The organism is Aeromonas sp. A35_P, from assembly GCF_002259925.1.
Lineage (GTDB): Bacteria > Pseudomonadota > Gammaproteobacteria > Enterobacterales > Aeromonadaceae > Aeromonas > Aeromonas dhakensis.
On record NZ_NEVB01000111.1, the window covers coordinates 6,147 to 25,591 of the forward strand.

At 60.5% G+C, this 19,445-nt stretch carries 15 protein-coding genes (1 of these 15 only partly in view); 7 read left to right on the top strand and 8 right to left on the bottom strand.

Annotated features, from left to right (window positions below; translation table 11 throughout):
• Positions 1–2,774, top strand: partial view of an RNA polymerase-associated protein RapA gene (gene rapA, locus CAK78_RS07935; protein ID WP_094696932.1) — the 3' portion only. 94 nt of this gene lie to the left of the window's left edge; only the last 2,774 of its 2,868 coding nucleotides appear in the window; its start codon lies off the left edge, out of view; its stop codon occupies positions 2,772–2,774.
• 223 nt (positions 2,775–2,997) lie between these two features.
• Positions 2,998–3,654: a bifunctional tRNA pseudouridine(32) synthase/23S rRNA pseudouridine(746) synthase RluA gene (gene rluA / locus CAK78_RS07940; protein ID WP_094696933.1), complete on the top strand. Its 657-nt coding sequence runs from the start codon at positions 2,998–3,000 to the stop codon at positions 3,652–3,654.
• Between the two features lie 73 nt (positions 3,655–3,727).
• Here rluA and CAK78_RS07945 read toward each other — a convergent pair whose 3' ends face one another.
• From CAK78_RS07945 to CAK78_RS07965, 5 genes are all read right to left on the bottom strand, one after another.
• Complete coding sequence (locus CAK78_RS07945; RefSeq protein WP_080628999.1) at positions 3,728–3,916, bottom strand: hypothetical protein; 189 nt, start codon at positions 3,914–3,916, stop codon at positions 3,728–3,730.
• Between the two features lie 57 nt (positions 3,917–3,973).
• Positions 3,974–5,905 carry a putative bifunctional diguanylate cyclase/phosphodiesterase gene (locus CAK78_RS07950; RefSeq protein WP_094696934.1) on the bottom strand — a complete coding sequence of 644 codons (1,932 nt, stop codon included), beginning with the start codon at positions 5,903–5,905 and terminating at the stop codon, positions 3,974–3,976.
• A gap of 23 nt (positions 5,906–5,928) precedes the next feature.
• The gene (locus tag CAK78_RS07955; RefSeq protein WP_176452720.1) at positions 5,929–6,426 is read right to left on the bottom strand and encodes a molybdopterin-binding oxidoreductase; all 498 of its coding nucleotides are present in this window, start codon (positions 6,424–6,426) and stop codon (positions 5,929–5,931) included.
• A gap of 96 nt (positions 6,427–6,522) precedes the next feature.
• A complete protein-coding gene (gene groL / locus CAK78_RS07960; RefSeq protein ID WP_094696935.1) occupies positions 6,523–8,148 on the bottom strand; it encodes a chaperonin GroEL in 1,626 nt (541 codons plus the stop codon).
• Between the two features lie 42 nt (positions 8,149–8,190).
• The gene (locus CAK78_RS07965; protein ID WP_005309514.1) at positions 8,191–8,484 is read right to left on the bottom strand and encodes a co-chaperone GroES; all 294 of its coding nucleotides are present in this window, start codon (positions 8,482–8,484) and stop codon (positions 8,191–8,193) included.
• Between the two features lie 181 nt (positions 8,485–8,665).
• Here CAK78_RS07965 and CAK78_RS07970 point away from each other — a divergent pair, with 181 nt between their 5' ends.
• Positions 8,666–10,066 (top strand): MATE family efflux transporter, encoded by a 1,401-nt coding sequence (locus tag CAK78_RS07970; protein ID WP_094696936.1) that lies wholly within the window; start codon positions 8,666–8,668, stop codon positions 10,064–10,066.
• Positions 10,067–10,089: 23 nt separating this feature from the next.
• On the opposite strand, the gene CAK78_RS07975 is transcribed toward CAK78_RS07970, so the two are convergent.
• Positions 10,090–10,566 (bottom strand): FxsA family protein, encoded by a 477-nt coding sequence (locus CAK78_RS07975; RefSeq protein WP_094696937.1) that lies wholly within the window; start codon positions 10,564–10,566, stop codon positions 10,090–10,092.
• A 450-nt stretch (positions 10,567–11,016) separates the two neighbouring features.
• Between CAK78_RS07975 and aspA the strand changes: the two genes are divergently transcribed.
• The 3 genes from aspA to CAK78_RS07990 all read left to right on the top strand — a co-directional run bounded on the left by aspA (position 11,017) and on the right by CAK78_RS07990 (position 15,199).
• Positions 11,017–12,459 (top strand): aspartate ammonia-lyase, encoded by a 1,443-nt coding sequence (gene aspA, locus CAK78_RS07980; protein ID WP_005309505.1) that lies wholly within the window; start codon positions 11,017–11,019, stop codon positions 12,457–12,459.
• A 127-nt stretch (positions 12,460–12,586) separates the two neighbouring features.
• A complete protein-coding gene (locus CAK78_RS07985) occupies positions 12,587–13,906 on the top strand; it encodes an anaerobic C4-dicarboxylate transporter (RefSeq protein WP_094696938.1) in 1,320 nt (439 codons plus the stop codon).
• Positions 13,907–14,107: 201 nt separating this feature from the next.
• Positions 14,108–15,199: a porin gene (locus CAK78_RS07990; protein ID WP_094696939.1), complete on the top strand. Its 1,092-nt coding sequence runs from the start codon at positions 14,108–14,110 to the stop codon at positions 15,197–15,199.
• Between the two features lie 61 nt (positions 15,200–15,260).
• On the opposite strand, the gene mdtH is transcribed toward CAK78_RS07990, so the two are convergent.
• Positions 15,261–16,454 carry a multidrug efflux MFS transporter MdtH gene (gene mdtH / locus CAK78_RS07995; RefSeq protein WP_094696940.1) on the bottom strand — a complete coding sequence of 398 codons (1,194 nt, stop codon included), beginning with the start codon at positions 16,452–16,454 and terminating at the stop codon, positions 15,261–15,263.
• Between the two features lie 209 nt (positions 16,455–16,663).
• Here mdtH and CAK78_RS08000 point away from each other — a divergent pair, with 209 nt between their 5' ends.
• A complete protein-coding gene (locus CAK78_RS08000; RefSeq protein WP_176452721.1) occupies positions 16,664–17,563 on the top strand; it encodes a LysR family transcriptional regulator in 900 nt (299 codons plus the stop codon).
• 52 nt (positions 17,564–17,615) lie between these two features.
• Here CAK78_RS08000 and CAK78_RS08005 read toward each other — a convergent pair whose 3' ends face one another.
• Positions 17,616–19,385 carry a M4 family metallopeptidase gene (locus CAK78_RS08005; protein WP_010634996.1) on the bottom strand — a complete coding sequence of 590 codons (1,770 nt, stop codon included), beginning with the start codon at positions 19,383–19,385 and terminating at the stop codon, positions 17,616–17,618.
• Positions 19,386–19,445 lie beyond the last annotated feature (60 nt).

Consider the following 19,445-nt stretch of genomic DNA (forward strand, 5'->3'; position numbering starts at 1 on the left):
TGTTGTTTCCGGCTACCGGTGAAAACCGCATGTATGCCAAAGAAGAGGCGCCGGTGACCCGGGTCAGCTTCAATGTGGGCGATCAGATAGCCAGTCACGAAGACTGGACCATGATGGTCGATGAAGTGCAGGAGAAAGATGGCCTGCTTATATATGTAGGTGTTCGCACCGACAATGATGAGCCGGTTGCCCTCAAGGAAGTGTTTCTCAACAACTTCATCAAGTTCAACAAGCCGCAGGATCGCCTGTTCGCCGGCCAGATCGATCGGATGTCCCGCTTTACCCTGCGCTATGAAGCGCTGGTCAACCAACACAAGCGCCGCCGCAATCCGACCCGCGGTCTGGCCGGTGGCAGAGTCAGCCTGATCCCGCACCAGCTTTATATTGCCCATGAAGTGGGTCATCGCTACGCCCCGCGCGTACTGCTGGCCGACGAAGTGGGCCTCGGCAAGACCATTGAAGCGGGCATGATCATTCATCAGCAGTTGCTCTCAGGCCGCGCCCATCGCGTGCTCATCCTGCTGCCCGAAACGCTCCAGCACCAGTGGTTGGTCGAAATGCTGCGCCGTTTCAACCTGCACTTCTCCCTGTTTGACGAGGAGCGCTGCATCGAGGCCTTTGCCGATGCGGAAAACCCCTTCGAAACCGAACAGCTGGTAATTTGCAGCCTCGATTTCCTGCGCAAGAAGCGCCGCCGCTTCGAGCAGTTGCTGGAAGCCGAGTGGGATCTGCTGGTCGTCGATGAGGCACACCACCTGGAGTGGAGCGAGGAGGCGCCGAGCCGTGCCTATGAAATGGTGGAAGCGCTGGCCGAACAGGTGCCAGGCGTCCTGTTGCTGACCGCGACCCCGGACCAGCTGGGCCACCAAAGCCACTTTGCCCGTCTGCGCCTGCTCGACCCCGAGCGCTTCTACGACTACAAAGCCTTCCTCGCCGAGGAGCAAGCCTATGGCCAAGTCGCCAGTGCCGCCCAGGAGTTACTGGATGGCGAGGCCCTGAGCGAAGCCGCCAAACAGACCCTGGCAGGCCAGCTGGATGGGCTGGATCTCACTGATGCGGCCGCCCGTCAGCAGGCAGTTGCCAAGCTGCTGGATCAGCACGGCACCGGCCGCGTGCTGTTTCGCAACAGTCGCGCCAACATTCAGGGCTTCCCCGAGCGTCATCTCAACGTCTACCCCATGCCGTTGCCGGAGCAGTACAAGACCGCCATCAAGGTGATGGGCATGATGGGTGGCAACGGCGGCGATCTGCAGACCCGCGCCCTGCGCTACCTCTACCCCGAGAAGATCTTCCAGCAGTTTGAAGGCGACAGCGCCAGCTGGACCCAGTTTGACCCGCGCGTCGACTGGCTGCTGGAGCTGCTGATCTCTGCCCGTCAGCAGAAGATACTGGTGATCTGCTCCGAAGCGGCCACCGCCATCGCGCTGGAAGAGGCCGTGCGTACCCGCGAGGGGATCCGCGCCGCCGTCTTCCACGAGGGGATGTCCATCCTGGAGCGTGACAAGGCCTCCGCCTATTTCGCTCAAGCTGAGGGTGGCGCCCAGGTGCTGCTCTGCTCCGAGATAGGCTCCGAGGGTCGCAACTTCCAGTTTGCCAGCCACCTGGTACTGTTTGATCTGCCCCTCAACCCGGATCTGCTGGAACAACGCATCGGCCGTCTCGACCGCATCGGTCAGCAGAACACCGTCGAGATCCATGTTCCCTATCTGGAGGGTACCTCCCAGCGTGCCCTCCAGCTCTGGTATCACGACGGCCTGGATGCGTTCGAGCAGACCTGCCCGACCGCCCGCCCGGTGTTCGAGGCGGTGCGTGACGAACTGTTCGAGCTGCTGGCCGCCAACACCGGTGAGCAGGCGACTCTCGAAGCACTGCTGACTCGTACCCGCGAGCTGCACGAACCGCTCAAAGCCAAGCTGGAACAGGGCCGTGATCGTCTGCTGGAGATCCACTCCAGCGGTGGCGAAGCCGCCAAGCAACTGGTCGAGAAGCTAGCCACCGAAGATGACGACACCGGCATGATCTCCTTCGCCCTCAAGATGTTCGACGAGATCGGCGTCAATCAGGACGATCGTGGCGAGAACGCGCTGGTGCTGATGCCGGGCGATCACATGCTGGTACCGAGCTTCCCGGGGCTGCCGCAAGACGGCATGACCATCACCTTCGATCGCACCACCGCCCTGTCGCGGGACGACATGTCGTTCCTCTCCTGGGATCACCCCATGATGCGCGGCGGTATCGACCTGATCCTCGGCTCCGAGATCGGTGCCACCTCGGTGGCTCTGCTCAAGAACAAGGCGCTGCCGGTCGGCTCCATCCTGTTGGAGCTGATCTTCGTTGCCGAGTCTGCGGCCCATCCCCAGCTCTACCGTTTCATGCCGCCGACCCCGATCCGCCTGCTGATGGACAAGAACGGCAACAATCTCGGGGAGAAGGTGGCGTTCGATGCGTTCAACCGCCAGCTGACGCCGGTCAACCGCCACCTTGGCAGCAAGCTGGTGACTGCGTCCCAGCCAGTGATCCACGGTCTGATTGGCCAGGGTCAGGCGATTGCCGAAGAGCTGAAGGCCGGGATTGTCGACAAGGCCCGCGCCCAGATGGCGCAGACCCTGCAGCAGGATCTCGATCGTCTGGAGGCGCTCAAGGCGGTCAACCCGAACGTGCGCGACAGCGAGCTGGAATATCTGCGCAATCTGCAGGCAGAATTGCACCACCTGATCGACCAGACCCAACTCAAGCTGGATGCCATCCGCTTTATCGTGGTTACCCATAACTGATAAAACTGTGAAGACATCGTCTGGTTGATAACGACCAGACCCAACGCGAGTTGGATGCCATGCACTTTTTATCGTGGTTACCCATAACTGATAAAACGGTGAAGGCATCGTCTGGTTGATAACGACCAGACCCAACGCAAGTTGGATGCCATGCACTTTTTATCGTGGTAACCCATAACTGACAGGGGGCTTGCCCCCGCTTTGACCAAAGATGCGAGACGCTATGTTTGTATACTCACCGCCCCTGGAACCCTGGCTCGATATCCTGTTCAAGGACAAGGACATCATGGTGGTCAACAAGCCCACTGGCCTGCTGAGCGTCCCCGGGCGCGGCCCCGAGAATGAAGACAGCGTGCTCCATCGGGTCAAGCAACAGCACCCCAAGGCGGCGGCAGCCCATCGTCTCGACATGGCGACGACCGGCGTGCTGGTGATCCCCCTCAATCCCAACTCCCATCGGGAGCTGAGCCGGCAATTCCGCGAGCGGGAAACCGAGAAGCACTACCTCGCCTGGGTGTGGGGCGAGCCTAAGCTGGATGCGGGTGAAGTGGACCTGCCGCTCTGTGTCGACTGGCCAAACCGACCGAAACAGAAGGTGGACTTTGAGGAGGGACGCCACGCACTGACCCTGTGGCAGAAGTTGAAGGTGGAAAACGGCAACAGCCTGATCAAGCTGACCCCGATTACCGGTCGCTCGCACCAGCTGCGGGTTCACATGCTGGAACTGGGTCACCCCATCCTCGGCGACAACCTCTACGCCAATCCGGAGGCACTGGCGGCTGCCCCCCATCTTTACCTGCATGCGGCCAGCCTGACCATCAGCCACCCCCGCAGCGGCGAACGGATGACCTTCGAGGCACCAGCCCCCTTCCCGGTCTGAGCCAAGAGAGACATCGCGATATCACAGACATAAAAAAGCCCCCATCAACGAGATGGGGGCTTTTTCGTTAGGGTCAGACGCGAATATCGATTTTACTTCCCAGAGAAGCGTTGGCCGATGTCGGTGCAACCGGTGCTGATTGAGCCGCTGTCTGCAGCAGCTTCAATGCAGATTCACCTTCTTGGGTCTGCTGTTTCTTGGCCAGGCTGGCCGTCATCAATGCAGAACCAAATGACGCAGATGCAGAACTAGATATATCCATGGTGTACCTCCTGCCCTAAGACTATCGGCTATCTTAGGCCAGACATGAGCACTTTGGCTAAATTAAATACGTCTTGTCAGGCGGACGCCGCTTCAGCCACTCCTCTTCCATCTCCAGCAGGGTCTGATAGACCTTTTCCGCCTGCTCGGGACGGCTAAACAGATAGCCCTGGCCATAGAGATGAATGTCGGTCAAAGTGCGCAGCACGTCGAGCTGGGCCTGGCTTTCAATCCCTTCGCACACCAGACTCTTGCCCAGCATGGAGCCCATCCGGCAGATGTTGGCGACCAGCTCGGACGCTTCGATGGAGGTATCGATCCCCTGAATGAAGGAGCGATCGATCTTCACCTTGCTGACCGGCAGCTTCTGCAGATAACTGAGGGACGAGTAGCCCGTCCCGAAGTCATCCAGCGCCAGCTGTACCCCTTGCTGGTTGAGGTCCTGCATCAGCTGCAGGGAGTTTTTCACCTCGCGCATGGTGGTGTCTTCCGTCACTTCCAGCACCAGGCTGGCAGCCGGGATATGGTGGTCCATCAGCGCCTTGGCCACCAGCTTCAGCAGATTTCGCTGATACATGCCGGGAGATATGTTCACGCACATCTGCAGATCCACCAGGCCCAGCTGCTGCCATTGATAGAGCTGCTCACAGGCGGTGTTCAGCACCCAGCTGCCCAGCTTCTCGGCCAGCTGGAACTCTTCGGCGACCTGGATCACCTCGTTGGGCGGGATAAAACCAAGCTCAGGGTGACGCCAGCGCAACAGGGCCTCGACCGCCTCACAGCGGCCGCTTTCCAGGTTGACGATGGGCTGATAGTAGAGTTCGAGCGCATTGTGCTCCAGCGCCATGATCATGTCGCTGGCCAGATGCTTGCGGCGCGCCGTCTCATTGAGCAGAGAGTTGTCATAGATAACGTATGGCACATGAGTCTTGCGACTGTGGAACAGTGCCTGCTCGGCCCGGCTGAGCAGTTCCTGGGCCTGTTTGCTGTCCATCGGGAAGAAAGCGATGCCGATGCCCACCTCCAGCCGGAACGGATAGTTGTCGATGATGATGTCCTGCTTGAGTGCGTGCAGCAGACGAGCAACCAGTTCTCTCACCTGGCGCAGATCACTGCTCTCGCGCTGGATCATCGCAAACTGGTCCCCACCCAGCCTGGCCACCCACTCACCGTTTTCACACAGGCCGCGCATCCGCTTCGCCAGCTCCTGCAACAGAAAGTCGCCAGTGTTGTAACCGAACTTGCTGTTGATATCGCGAAAGTCATTGATGTCCACCAGTACCAGACCAAACGGCGTCTCCTTGCTGGCGTAGGTTCCCATCTTCTCGAGCAGCGCCAGGCGATTGGAGAGGCCGGTCAGGGGATCTATCCGCGCCACTCTGAAATGACGGCGCGCCTCGCGGATCAGCAGACCGCTCAGCAGCATCACAGACAATACCAGCCCGGACACCATGAACAGCAGGGCATTGCGCAACTGGCCGAAGCGCTTGTCATTGCCCGAATAGACATTGATGTTCTTCTGCATCACGGAGGCGAGGGAATAGGAGAGCGGCTCCTGCAGAGGCGACAACCGCATCATGATCTGCTGATAATCCGGCGTCCCCGACTTCAGGTTGGTGATATTGGGTTCCATCTCGCGGATATTGCTTTCGATCAACTGAACAAGCCGCAAGGTCTTCTGCTTGTCCTTCATGCTCTGGCGCAGCTGGCCACTGAGCAGGATGGGTGTGCGACTCCAGAGGATGTCGTAACGCAGCATCAGGGTATCGTGATCGATGCCGCCATAATGGTAGATCTCGACGGAGTTGAGGAAGCGCCCCAACTCCAGTTGCAACTGCATCAGGGCCCAGGAGACGTCATAGGTATACTTCTCCATCACCCGGGTCGCATTCTGTATTTGTGCAAGGCAATACAGAGTGCTCCCGGTGAACAGCAGGATGGATAGATAAAGAACGATGAGTAAAGGCCACGCCTTGGTCTTTGCTTTCACTCGTGCTCCCAGAAGTAACTACATCAATGCTGAATATCAATGGCATTCAATTGCCAAATCATCATGTCGGTAAACTCCGAGCGTTTCAGCTCGGGATATTGATCCAGCGGTAGGATAAACCAAAGCGGTCCCTTATTCCGTACCCGCATGGTGACCCCATCATCTTGCCACGCCAGAATAGGGTCGTATTGCCTGACCTTATCCCAGTTGATCCTGATCTGAAAACTGTTCAATGCCGTCAAGGTGATCGCCTTGCCATCCGCGCCGACAGCGGCCAGCACATCGGCCAGCTTGGGGCCCACATATTTGTGCGGTTTGTCGACCCAGGGGTTGGCGGTCACTATCTCGTGCTGCGGCAATGCCTTGAGCATCGCCAGATCGAAGGAGACCACCCCTTCAGTCGCTTCCGCCGGTTGTACATTGCCGGTCACCTTCAGGATGACGGGACCTTGCGGCGTTTCCAGCGCCATTACCGGCATGGCAAGAGAAAACAGTAATGAAATCAAACCCAGTACACGCATGTTCACCTCGGATAAAGTCACTGACAATAGACTCAGTCTAGTCGCCACAAAAAAAAACGGCCCGCAAAAGCGAGCCGTTTGGTAACACTGGCCGAATTACATCATGCCCATGCCACCCATGTCAGGCATGGCAGGGGTATCTTTCTTCGGCAGCTCGGAGACCATGCACTCGGTGGTGATCATCAGACCGGCAACGGAAGAGGCAAACTGCAGGGCAGAACGAGTCACCTTGGTCGGATCCAGGATGCCCATGGCCAGCATGTCGCCGTACTGTTCGGTGTAGGCGTTGTAGCCATAGTTACCTTCGCCGTTCTTCACCGCGTTGGCGATGACGGAGGCCTCTTCACCGGCGTTGATGACGATTTGACGCAGCGGAGCTTCCATGGCGCGCAGGGCAACCTTGATACCCACGTTCTGGTCTTCGTTGTCGCCACGCAGGCCGGTCAGTTTGGCAGCAACACGCACCAGCGCCACACCACCACCGGCAACCACGCCTTCTTCCACTGCAGCGCGAGTCGCGTGCAGGGCATCGTCGACGCGTGCTTTCTTCTCTTTCATCTCGACTTCAGTGGCAGCACCCACCTTGATCACCGCAACGCCACCAGCCAGTTTGGCTACGCGCTCTTGCAGCTTCTCACGGTCGTAGTCGGAAGAGGTCTCTTCGATCTGCTGACGGATCTGGGCTACACGGCTCTCGATCAGGCCTGCATCACCCACGCCATCGATGATGGTGGTGTTCTCTTTGGTGATGACGATGCGCTTGGCACGGCCCAGGTCTTCCAGGGTCGCTTTTTCCAGCTCCATGCCCACTTCTTCGGAGATCACGGTACCGCCAGTCAGGATGGCGATATCCTGCAGCATGGCCTTGCGACGGTCACCGAAGCCCGGCGCCTTGACGGCAGCCACTTTCACGATGCCACGCATGGTGTTGACCACCAGAGTCGCCAGCGCTTCACCTTCAACGTCTTCGGCAACGATGATCAGCGGCTTGCCAGCCTTGGCCACGCCTTCCAGCACCGGCAGCATTTCGCGGATGTTGGAGATTTTCTTGTCGACCAGCAGGATGAAGGGGTCGTCCAGCTCGACGGCACCGGTTTCCGGCTTGTTGACGAAGTACGGAGAGAGGTAGCCACGGTCGAACTGCATACCTTCAACCACTGCCAGCTCGTCTTCCAGACCCTGACCGTCTTCTACAGTGATGACGCCGTCACGGCCCACTTTGTCCATGGCTTCGGCAATCAGCTTGCCGACTTTCTCGTCGGAGTTGGCAGAGATGGTGCCAACCTGAGCGATGGCATTGTTGTCTGCACAGGGCTGGGACAGCGCTTGCAGTTCGGCAACGGCGGCCACCACGGCCTTGTCGATACCGCGCTTCAGATCCATCGGGTTCATGCCGGCGGCAACGGCCTTCAGGCCTTCGTTGACGATGGCCTGGGCCAGTACGGTCGCGGTGGTGGTACCATCACCGGCGGCGTCGTTGGCCTTGGAAGCGACTTCCTTGACCATCTGGGCGCCCATGTTCTGGAACTTGTCTTCCAGTTCGATTTCGCGAGCGACGGAGACGCCATCCTTAGTGATGGTCGGAGCGCCGAAAGATTTGTCCAGCACCACGTTACGGCCTTTCGGGCCCAGGGTCACCTTGACGGCATCGGCCAGGATGTTGACGCCTTCCAGCATCTTGATGCGGGCTTCGTTGCCAAACTTGACTTCTTTAGCTGCCATTTTGTTCAGTCCTTCAATCAATTCTTGGGGGAAAGGGGTGGATTACTCTTCGACAATCGCCAGGATGTCGGTTTCAGACAGGATCAGCACGTCCTGACCATCCAGTTTCTCGGTCTTCACACCGTAGCCTTCGTTGAAGATCACCTTGTCACCAACCTTGACGGCGAGGGCTTTGACGTCGCCATTATCCAGAATTCGGCCAGTCCCCACGGCAAGAACTTCACCACGGGTGGACTTCTGGGCCGCCGTACCAGTCAAGACAATGCCGCCAGCGGATTTGGCTTCAGCTTCGATGCGCTTGATGATGACGCGGTCGTGCAGTGGACGAATTTTCATCGATAACTCTCCCAAAATGAGTCTCTGTGTTGCTTTGAGGAATGGCCATTCCTGGCCAAATTAGATATGTCTCCGATGTGGGGTACGTTTGTTAACCCTTCAAGGGCAAATACAAAAAAAATATTTTCACGTACTATGAAGGTCTTCGATGGATCGCCCGAGTCCCGGTCAGGAAACCGGTTTGTGCTGCCAGCAACCAGAACTCCGCCAGATGTACAGAGACCAGCCCGTGACCCGACCCAATCCCCTGCTGACAGCCCCCATGACGTCCGTACTGCTGCGCATGACGGGCCCCATGATCCTCGGCATCGTCGCCATCCTCGCCTTCAACCTGGTCGATACCTTCTTCATCGGCATGCTGGGCACCCAGGCGCTGGCAGCCATCAGCTTCACCTTTCCGGTCACCTTCGTGGTCACCTCGCTGGCCATGGGGCTGGGGGCCGGCCTCTCCGCCGTAATGGGTCACGCCCTCGGCCAGGGCAAGCATGAAGAGGCCGCCCGCATCACCACCGACAACCTGTTTCTGGCTGTGCTGCTGGTCACCCTTATAGCCGTGGCGGGGGCGCTCACCATACACCCGCTGTTCCGGCTGCTCGGCGCCAGCGATGCGCTGATCGCCCTCATCTACGACTACATGCTGATCTGGTATCTGACCGTCCCCATGCTGGTGCTGCCCATGGTGGGCAATGCCGCCATCCGGGCCACCGGCGATACCAAGACCCCGAGCCTGGTGATGACGGTGGCCGGACTGGTCAACGGCGTGCTGGATCCCCTGCTCATCTTCGGCATAGGCCCCTTTCCCGAGTGGGGGATCCGCGGCGCCGCCATCGCCACCTCCCTCTCCTGGCTGATGGCCATGCTGGTCAGCCTCTATATACTGCGCCACCGCGAAGGCCTGCTACGCTGGCGCCTCTCCCCGCGCCCGCAGTTGCTTGCCCACTGGCGCGCCCTGCTGCACGTGGCCGTGCCCGCCTCCTTTACCAACATGCTCAACCCGCTGGCCAATGCGGTGCTGATGACCATCTTCGCCGGACTGGGCACCGAAGTGGTGGCCGCCTACGGCGCCGCCTCGAGAGTCGAGGCCCTGCTGCTCATCGTGATGATGGCGCTCTCCTCGGTACTGGCTCCCTTCATCTCGCAAAACTGTGGCGCCGGCAACCCGGCCCGCGCCAAGGCGGCGCTGCAGCTCTGCATGCGCTTCGCCCTGCTGTTCCAGCTGTCGGTATATGCGCTGACCTGGCTGCTGGCCCCCTTCATCGCCGATCTGTTCAGCGATCACCCGCAGGTGGTGCGCCTCATCGTGCTTTATCTGCACCTGGTGCCCATCGGTTACGGCTTTCAGGGCATGGTGATGCTGCTTGCATCCGCCTTGAATGGCGTGAGGGCATCCAGCATCTCTTTTCTGTTCAATGGCTTGCGACTGTTTGTCTTCTTGCTGCCAGGAGCCTGGCTGGGGGCAAAACTGGGGGGAGAACAGGGGATCTATCTGGGGATCCTGCTGGCGAACCTGGCGGCGGGCACCTTGGCCTGGTGGTATGCCCGCCACCGCTTCGAGCAGTTGTGCCATCAGGGCAAGGCCTGATGGCACGGGATTGAGCGCAGCACTTACTCCTTGCGCTCGAACTCCCCTTCGATGGTGGTACCGGCGCGCGGGGATTGACCCGGCTGGTCACTGCCAGGCACCTCGTCGAACGGCTGCTGACGGCGCTGAAAACCGCCCATCTGCATTCTGAACTGGTTGCTGCCGATGAGCTTTTCGGCCAGCTTGTTGCGCAGCCAGGGTTGCAGCAGCAGGATGCCGAAGAAGTCGGTCACGAAGCCCGGGATGATCAGTAGCAGACCGGCCAGCGCCAGCATCATGCCCCCCATCACCTCACGTCCCGGCATCTCCCCCTGCTGCATCTTCTGCTGCGCGTTGAACAGGGTCTTGATCCCTTCGCTGCGCACCAGAGAGGAGCCCAGCACCGCCGTCAGAATGAGCAGGCCGACGGTCGGCAAGGCGCCGATCACGGAGCCCACCTCGATCATCACGGTGAGCTCGAGCACCACCAGACCGACCAACAATAGAAACAACTTGCCCATAACAACCTCAGTGCGGGTGAATGTGAATGAACCGCTGGCAAGACCAGACAGCCGTCGATGCCGCTGTCAACCCGCCATGATATCGGTTCCTGCTGGTTAAAATGGGGGTCAGTATGCACTTTTCAAGTGCGGAGAGTGACGCAGCGCCGGATCCGCAGAAAAACCGGCTTGCCGGACTGTGATTGAAGTGATTGTTCTGTCAAAGTTAATCGGTCGATTGCAATATCTGTTTAATGACCACAAGTTATTTGAGGTTGTCTCAAATTTAGTGATCCAGGTCTAATATCAGATACCTCAATTGGGGTAATATCGACGTCAGTAATGAAGGAGGCAAAAAAGGCCTCCAACCGCCCCACTCGATGTGTGGTGCTTCAGGATGAACCGTGCGTAAGGAACTCGCGACCACTCGGTGAGGATCGTTTCCATTTATCTGATTTCTGAGGCATTACAATGAGCGACATCAAGAACGTCCGCATTGAAGAAGACCTGCTGGGCACCAAAGAAGTTTCCAACGACATGTACTACGGCGTACACACCCTGCGCGCCGTCGAGAACTTCAAGATCAGCTCTCAGAAGATTTCTGACGTTCCGGAATTCGTCCGCGGCATGGTGCTGACCAAAAAGGCCGCCGCGCTGGCAAACGGCGAGCTGGGCACCATCCGTCCTGAAATTGCAGACAAGATCGTGGAAGCCTGCGACCTGATGCTGAACACCGGCAAATGCTTCGACCAGTTCCCGGTCGACGTTTACCAGGGCGGTGCCGGCACCTCCGTCAACATGAACACCAACGAAGTACTGGCCAACATCGCCCTCGAGCTGATGGGTCTGGAAAAAGGCCGCTACGACGTCATCAACCCCAATGACCACGTCAACAAGTGCCAGTCCACCAACGACGCCTACCCCACCGGTTTCCGCGTCGCCGTGGTGAACAGCACCGACACCACCCTGTTTGCCCTGGAAGCGCTGATCGCCGCCTTCGATGCCAAGGCTGCCGAGTTCAAGAACATCCTGAAGATGGGCCGTACCCAGCTGCAGGACGCCGTGCCCATGACCCTGGGTCAGGAGTTCCATGCCTTCGCCGTCACCCTGCGCGAAGAGATCAAGTCCATCAAGCGTTGCCAGGAGCTGCTGCTGGAAGTGAACCTGGGCGCCACCGCCATCGGTACCGGCCTCAACACCCCGCCCGAGTACTCCGCCCTGGCCATCAAGCGCCTGGCCGAGATCACCGGTCGCGCCTATGTACCGGCTGAAGATCTGATCGAAGCGACCTCCGACTGCGGCGCCTACGTGATGCTGCACGGCGCCATCAAGCGCATGGCGATGAAGCTCTCCAAGATCTGTAACGACCTGCGTCTGCTCTCCTCCGGCCCGCGCACTGCACTCAAAGAGATCAACCTGCCGGAAATGCAGGCTGGCTCCTCCATCATGCCGGCCAAGGTCAACCCGGTCATTCCGGAAGTGGTCAACCAGTCCTGCTTCAAGGTATTTGGCAACGACGTCACCATCACCTTCGCCGCCGAAGCCGGTCAGCTGCAGCTGAACGTCATGGAGCCGGTGATTGGTCAGGCGATGTTCGAATCCCTGAGCCTGATGGAAAAAGCCTGTATCTCCCTGCGCGAGAAGTGCGTGGAAGGCATCACCGCCAACCCGGAAATCTGCATGAACCACGTGCTGAACTCCATCGGCATCGTGACCTACCTGAACCCCTTCATCGGCCACCACGAGGGCGACATCGTCGGCAAGATCTGTGCACAGACCGGCAAGAACGTCCGTGAAGTCGTGCTGGAACGCGGCCTGCTGACCGCCGAACAGCTGGACGAAATCCTCTCCATCGAGAACCTGATGAACCCGCAATACAAAGCCAAGCGTTACACCCGCGAAGCTACCGTATAAGCGAGCAAATGGGCCGGGATCATCCCGGCCCATAGAGTCAGTTCCCGATAGGTCTTGCCCAGCCCCATCGGGAATTGGCTTTTCTGCCAAATAAAACCTAAAAAAACTGGAAAATGGAGTGTTCACTATGATTGGAATCGAGTTGCTCGTCGTGCTCGCCGCTATCTATCTGGGGGCCCGGATAGGCAGCATCGGCATCGGCTTTGCCGGTGGTTTGGGGGTACTGGTGCTGACCTGGGGCCTCGGGGTGCAGATCCCGAGCGATCAGCTGGTCACCTACATCCCCTGGGACGTGATCATGATCATCGCGTCCGTCATCTGCGCCATCGCCTGCATGCAGCTGGCCGGCGGGATGGACTACCTGGTGCACCTGGCCGAAAAAGCCCTGCGCAAGAACCCCAAATACATCACCTTCGCCGCCCCGGTCGTCACCTACCTGATGACCATGCTGGCCGGTACCGGTCACACCGCCTTCTCCACCCTGCCGGTGATCGCCGAAGTGGCCAAGGAGCAGGGCATCCGCCCATCCCGTCCGCTCTCCATCGCGGTCGTCGCCTCCCAGATCGCCATCACTGCCTCGCCCATCTCCGCAGCCGTGGTCGCCTTCTCCGGCATGCTGGAGCCGTTCGGTGTTGACTACCTGACCCTGCTGGCCATCTGCATCCCGTCCACCTTCATCGCCTGCATCCTCGGCGCCTTCGTCGCCAACATGCTGGGCAAGCCGCTGGAGCAGGACGAAGTCTATCTGGAGCGCAAAGCCAAGGGCCTGATCAAGCTGCGTGGTACCACCCAGCTCGAAATCAAACCCTATGCCAAGCTGTCGGTCTGGATCTTCATCGCCGCCATCGTGGCCGTGATGGCCTATGCCACCGCCATCTCCGGTAAAGTGGGCCTGATCACCAACCCGCCGATCCCCCGTGACGGCGCCATCATGGGCATCATGCTGGCCGCTGCCACCATCATGACCCTGCTGTGCAAGCTGGACGTGACCCAGGTCACCAACATGCCGACCTTCAAGTCCGGTATGTCCGCCTGTATCTGCGTACTGGGTGTGGCCTGGCTCGGCAACGTCTTCGTGAAGGGCAACATGGATACCATCCAGCTCATCGCCGGCGACCTGCTGAACCAGTACTCCTGGCTGCTGGCCGTGGTGCTGTTCTTCGCCGCCATGCTGCTCTACTCACAAGGCGCCACCACCAAGGCCCTGATGCCGGCCGCCCTGGCACTGGGTGTCAGCCCGCTGACCGCCATCGCCTCCTTCGCCGCCGTGAGCGCCCTGTTCGTGCTGCCCACCTACCCGACCCTGCTGGCCGCGGTCGAGATGGACGACACCGGCTCCACCCGCATCGGCAAGGCGGTGTTCAACCACCCCTTCTTCGTACCGGGTGTGGCCACCATCGCCATCGCCGTGGCGCTCGGCTTCTTCTTCGGTGGCATGATGCTCTAAACAGCATTTAATTCCACAAATGTTCAAACGGCCCTCTCTGGGCCGTTTTTTATGCCTGCCTTTCTGGTCAAACCATTAATTAATCCTTGTCCGCTTCAGTTTCTATCAAGGTTCGCAGGGCTACTCTGGGCTATCGGAACAGATAACCGATCAACAGGGCCGAGCACAGGTCCGACAGTGTTTACACCAGAGGAACGAACAATGAAAAAAACAGCATTGACCATGGCCATCTCCAGCCTGCTGCTGGCCGGTGGTGCGCAAGCCGCGACCGTTTACAACCAGAACGACACCAAGCTCGACATCGGTGGTCGCGCCCAGGGCATGTACTACGGCACTGATGACAACGGTTCTGAAGGCGACGCCAGCTACCTGCGTCTGCACGTTGCCGGCGAAACCAAGATTGCTCCGGAAATGCAGGCTTTCGGCTTTGCCGAGTACAACCTGCCGACCTCCGGCTCCGACAATGACGAGCTGCGTTATGCCTACGCCGGCATCAAGCACGATCGCTTCGGTGCCTTCAGCTACGGTCGTCAGGACGGCCTGTTCACCAAAGCCGTGAACAACTACACCGACGTGCTGCCCGAGTGGGGCGGTGACGCCCTGGGCAAGGACACCGAAGTGTTCGGCACCGGTCGTACCAATGGCCTGGCTCAGTACATCTACACCTATCAGGGCCTGACCCTGGGTGCCCAGTTCACCGGCAACAACGATCCGCAGAACGCCGATCGCTCCAACCTGACTGGCACCAACAGCACCTGGAATCCGAAGGGTTCCGCCGAAGGCTTCGCCGTGTCCGCCAACTATGACTTCGACATGGGCCTGAGCCTAGGTGCCGCCTACAACCAGGCCGGCAAGACCGACGAGCAGGCTGCCAACGCCTCCTTCGGTGGCGACAGCGACGCCAAACTGTACGGCGTGGGCGCCAAGTACGCCGTCGGCGACCTCTACCTGGCTGCCACCTACTCCCACGGTGAAGACCACATGTACGTCAGCACCTTCAACGGTTACGCCGAGAAGATGGATGGCTACGAAGCCGTGGCCCAGTACGCCTTCGGCAAGTTCAAGCCGTCCGTGGCCTACCTGCGCACCGACGTGAAGGACAACGCTCGCGGCATCGATGATACCGCCACCGAATACGTCTCCATCGGTGCCTGGTACAACTTCACCGACAACTTCAACGCCTACGTTGACTACAAGATCAACCTGCTGGACAACGTCAACGGCACCCACACCAACTCGCTGGGCAAGAACACCGACGACGTGGTCGCCGTGGCCCTGCAGTACAACTTCTAAGTCTTCCTGTAGCCTACTGTATTTTTTACCGGCCGCTTGCGGCCGGTTTTTTTATGCCCGTTCAGACGTTGACCCGCGCCAGACCCGACTCGCGATGAAAGCAGTTGGCCAGCAGCAACAAGGTGGTCACGCCCACGGTGCCCAGCACCAGCCAGGGCAACCAGGGCTGTCCCTGAGCCATGGCGTAATCATGCAGGGCGCCGCCCCCCACGTACCCCGTCATCCCTCCCAGCGCCAGCCCCAGCCGGCTGAAGCCCATGTAGCTGCCGCGCGCCCCCGGCTGCGCCAGCTTGGTCATCAGGGTCTCCCGCGCCGGCTCGGCGATGACGATCCCCAGGTAGAAGCAGGCCAGCAGCATGAACACGGCAGGCAGGGTGTTGGCAAACGCCACCAGCCCAATGCCGGTGGTCATCAGCAGCACCCCGGCCATCAGCCGGCTCTCCAGCTTGAAGCGCCGCTCGCCATAGCGCGCCAGCGGATAGAGCAGCGCCAGCGAGATGGCGGTCTCCAGGGTATACATCCAGCCAACCGCCGTGGTGCTGCCCGCCATCTGTTTGACCAGGATCGGGAAGATCAGCATCACCTGCACCCAGAGCGCGTAGTAGCCGCTCAGGATCAGCACCAGTCGGCAGAATGCCTTGTCGGCCAGCACCTGACCGAGACCGGCGCGGATCGGGGTCGGCCGCACCGAGAGCTTGTACGGGGGGAGGATCAGCAGGTTGCACAGGGCGGCGCAGACGAACAGGCCGGCCCCCAGCAGGCAGACATACTCGAAGTCGAAGTTGAGCAGCCAGCTGCCGAGCAGGGCTCCCACCACGGCGCCGGCGCTCTCCAGCATCATCAGCAACGAGATGTAGCGACCCCGCTCCCGTGGCCGAGTGAACTTGATCACCAGCGCCGCCCGGGGCGGGTCGAACAGGCAGCCGCCGAGCCCCGAGATGATGCAGGAGAGGATCAGCTCAAGGCCACTCTGGGCATAGGCCAGGCTGGCAAACCCCGCCGCCCGCAGCAGCATGCCGCCCACGATGAGCGGGCGCGCGCCAAACTTGTCCGCCAGCGAGCCCCCCAGAATGCCCAGACCCTGCTGGGTCAGCTGACGCAACCCCAGCGCCAGGCCAACCACCCCGGCCGCCCAGCCGAGCTGATCCACGAAGCGCAGGCTGATCATGGGCATCACCACGAAGAACCCCAGGATCACCAAGAGGGAATCCAACGCCAAAAACCACCGCCCCAACCGCCTCGCCCGATCCACCATGACTACCCGTCCCCTGCTGCTCTGATGACATTCATATCGATTACTGCTCGTCGCCCGAATGACGCCGTCACCAAACGGACTCAAGGTGCTGCAAGCCCCTGAGCCGGTGTGGCAATATGCCAAAGCACAACGATTGATACTGCTATTCTGGAAGGACGCCAGATATAGTGGTAGCCGACAACTGGCTATATTTCATATTGGATTATCTTATGGCTATGACCCTCGACGATCTGCAGTTGCTGCTGGATGTGGTCAATCGCGGCAGCTTCAGCAAGGCGGCGGCCGTGCGCGGCTGGTCGCAACCCATGGTGAGCCAGCAGATCGCCGTGCTGGAGCAGGATCTGGGCCAACCCCTGTTTCGCCGCCACCGGCGCGGCGCCACCCCCACCCCAGCCTGCGAGCAGTTTCTGCCCGCGGCGAGCGCGGCCCTCAGCGCGCTGGAAGGGGGTCGGCTGGCCATGCAGGGGGCACCGGCCCTGCCGCGCATCCGGCTCGCCTGCCTGCCCTCCCTGACGACAGTGGTGTTCGGCCCCCTGCTGCTGGCACTGGTCGACGAGACCTTCGAGATCCGCTGCAACACGGATCACTCCGGCATCATCATGCAGGAGCTGCTGACCGGCGAGACCGACGTCGGCTTCATCCTCAAGTGTCCCGCCATCGCCGGCATCCAGCTAGAGCTGCTCTATCGCTCCCCCATCATAGCGGTGGTCTGCGCCACCCATCCGCTGGCCGGACGGCAAGGTCTGACCCTGCAGGACATCGCCAACGAACGGCTGGCACCCCAGCAGTGGGGCACCGGCTGCGACGAACTGATCCTGCAGCTACGCCTGCTGCGCCAGGTGGCGAGCCCGCTGCACGCCATCCAGCCCGCCAGCGCGGCGCGGGAGCTGGCGCTGGAACACGGCTTCATCACCCTGATGCCGGCGCTCGCCATCGCCCGGGATCTGGAGTTTGGCCGGCTGGTGCAGCTGGACGTGGTGGATCTGCCGCCAGATCACTGGGACGTGATGATGGCCTGGCGCAGCGGCAAGCGCCCCAACCCCGCCAAGGAGCGGGTGCTGGAGGCCGCCCGCACCCTGGCCGCCCGCTGGGCGGGAAAAACCGCATAAAAAAAGCGCCGGACAAGTCCGGCGCTTCACTGTTGTCAACGGCCACTGATGATCAGTAGCTGGCCTTGAGGGTCACCCCGGAGAAAGCGCTGAAGGCGCTCAGCTGCACGTTCCAGGTCCCCGCCTTGGGCGAGTTCAGGGTGCAGGTCTCGGCGTTGCCGCTCTTGTAGGGGCGGCAGTCATAGCTGCTGCTGGTCGGCACGCTGCCGAACTTCACATAGAGGTCCGCATCGCCGGTACCGCCACTGCTGGCGATCACCAGCTGGCTCTTGCCGGCCGGCACGTCGATGGTGAAGTTCAGCTTGCCACCCTTGGCGGCGGAGAGACCGGTCACCGGTACCCCGTTTTGCAGCACGCTGCCCGTGGGCGGAGTGGTGCCGCCACAGGTGGCATTGACCCCGACCGTGGTAAAGGCGGCCGCCACGTCGGTCACGCTGTAACCGAGATCGGTCGCCGCCTTGGTCACGCCACAAGCGCCCTGATCGAAGGTGGTGTTGGCGCCCCAGTAGAGACGGTTGGCCAGCACGAACACTTCGAAGGCCTTGCGGGTATTCCAGCCGCTGGTGTTGGCCAGCAGGTAGAAGGCGCGGTTGTAGACACCCGAGCTGTGGTGCACGTCGATGCCGTCATAGTAGTCGCTGGCGTGGCCGATGGAGCTGCCATCCCGGGTCGGATCCTCGAAGTAGCGCAGGGAGCCGTTGCCCTTGAAGATCTGGGCGCCCACCAGCCAGTCGTTGCTGCCCTTCATGTAGTTCTCGGCCGCTTCCCCCGCCATGTCGGAGAAGGCCTCGTTGATGCCGCCCGACTGACCGGAGTAGACCAGCCCGGAGTTCTGCTCGGTAAAACCATGGCTCACCTCGTGGGCCGCCACGTCCAGGCTCACCAGCGGATAGAAGGTGGTGGCGCCGTCACCGAAGGTCATCTGGCTGCCGTCCCAGAAGGCGTTCTCGTAGTTGCGGCTGTAGTGCACCCGCATCTTCAGTTTGAAGGTCAGCGGCGCCGTGTTGTACCAGTTGCGGTACATGTCGAACACCACGTTGCCGAAGTAGTGGGCATCGTTGAGGGGCGAGTAGGCACCGTTGATCTCCTTGACCGTGTTCTCCGGGCAGGTGAACTGGTGGATGGTGCCGCCCGTGGTGGCGTGATTCATGTTGAGGGTGTCAACGTTGGCACTGGTCATGCGGCAGTTGTCATCCACCTGCAGCGGGCCGAAGTCGGAGCCGTAGAAATATTTGCCGGTCTTGATGTTGCCGCCCGGGCCGGTGGCATCCTTGTGGTTGATCCCTTCCCAGCGCTTGAGCTCGTTGCCGGTCTGGGCATCGATCATCACGAAGGGACGGCTCGGCTCTTCGCTCGCCGCCAGCCAAGAGACCAGATAGACCAGCTTGGCCTGACCCGCGTCATCCTGCATCACGAACAGCTTGACCCGCTCGTTGCTGCCCTTGGCCCCGGCCCGCGCCTTGCTGGCGGCATCGGCCGGCGACAGGGCCGCGGTCGGGCTGGCCAGATCGGCATCGATCTGGCGCAGGATCTGGCCGGAGACCTGGCTGATCTGGCCACCGAGGGACTGTTCGGCCACCAGCACCTGACCCCAGACCGGGATACCGTGCCAGGTCTGCTCATAGCGTACCCGCTGCTGGCCGTTGGGCAGCTTGACTGCCCGCACCTGGCGGAACTCGCCATCCCCGGCCAGCGCGCTGACGCCGGCGGCACCGCTCGGTGCTCCCTGAATGCCGGCAACCTGATGTACGTCAACCTGTTCTGCAGCCAAGGCTGCGCTTCCCCAGCAGGCCAATACCACGGCCAAATAGACTTTGTTCATCCGTCTTTTCCTTAAGTCGATGAAGATTACACGCCGGGTCCGTTGCCCAGCGCTCCTACA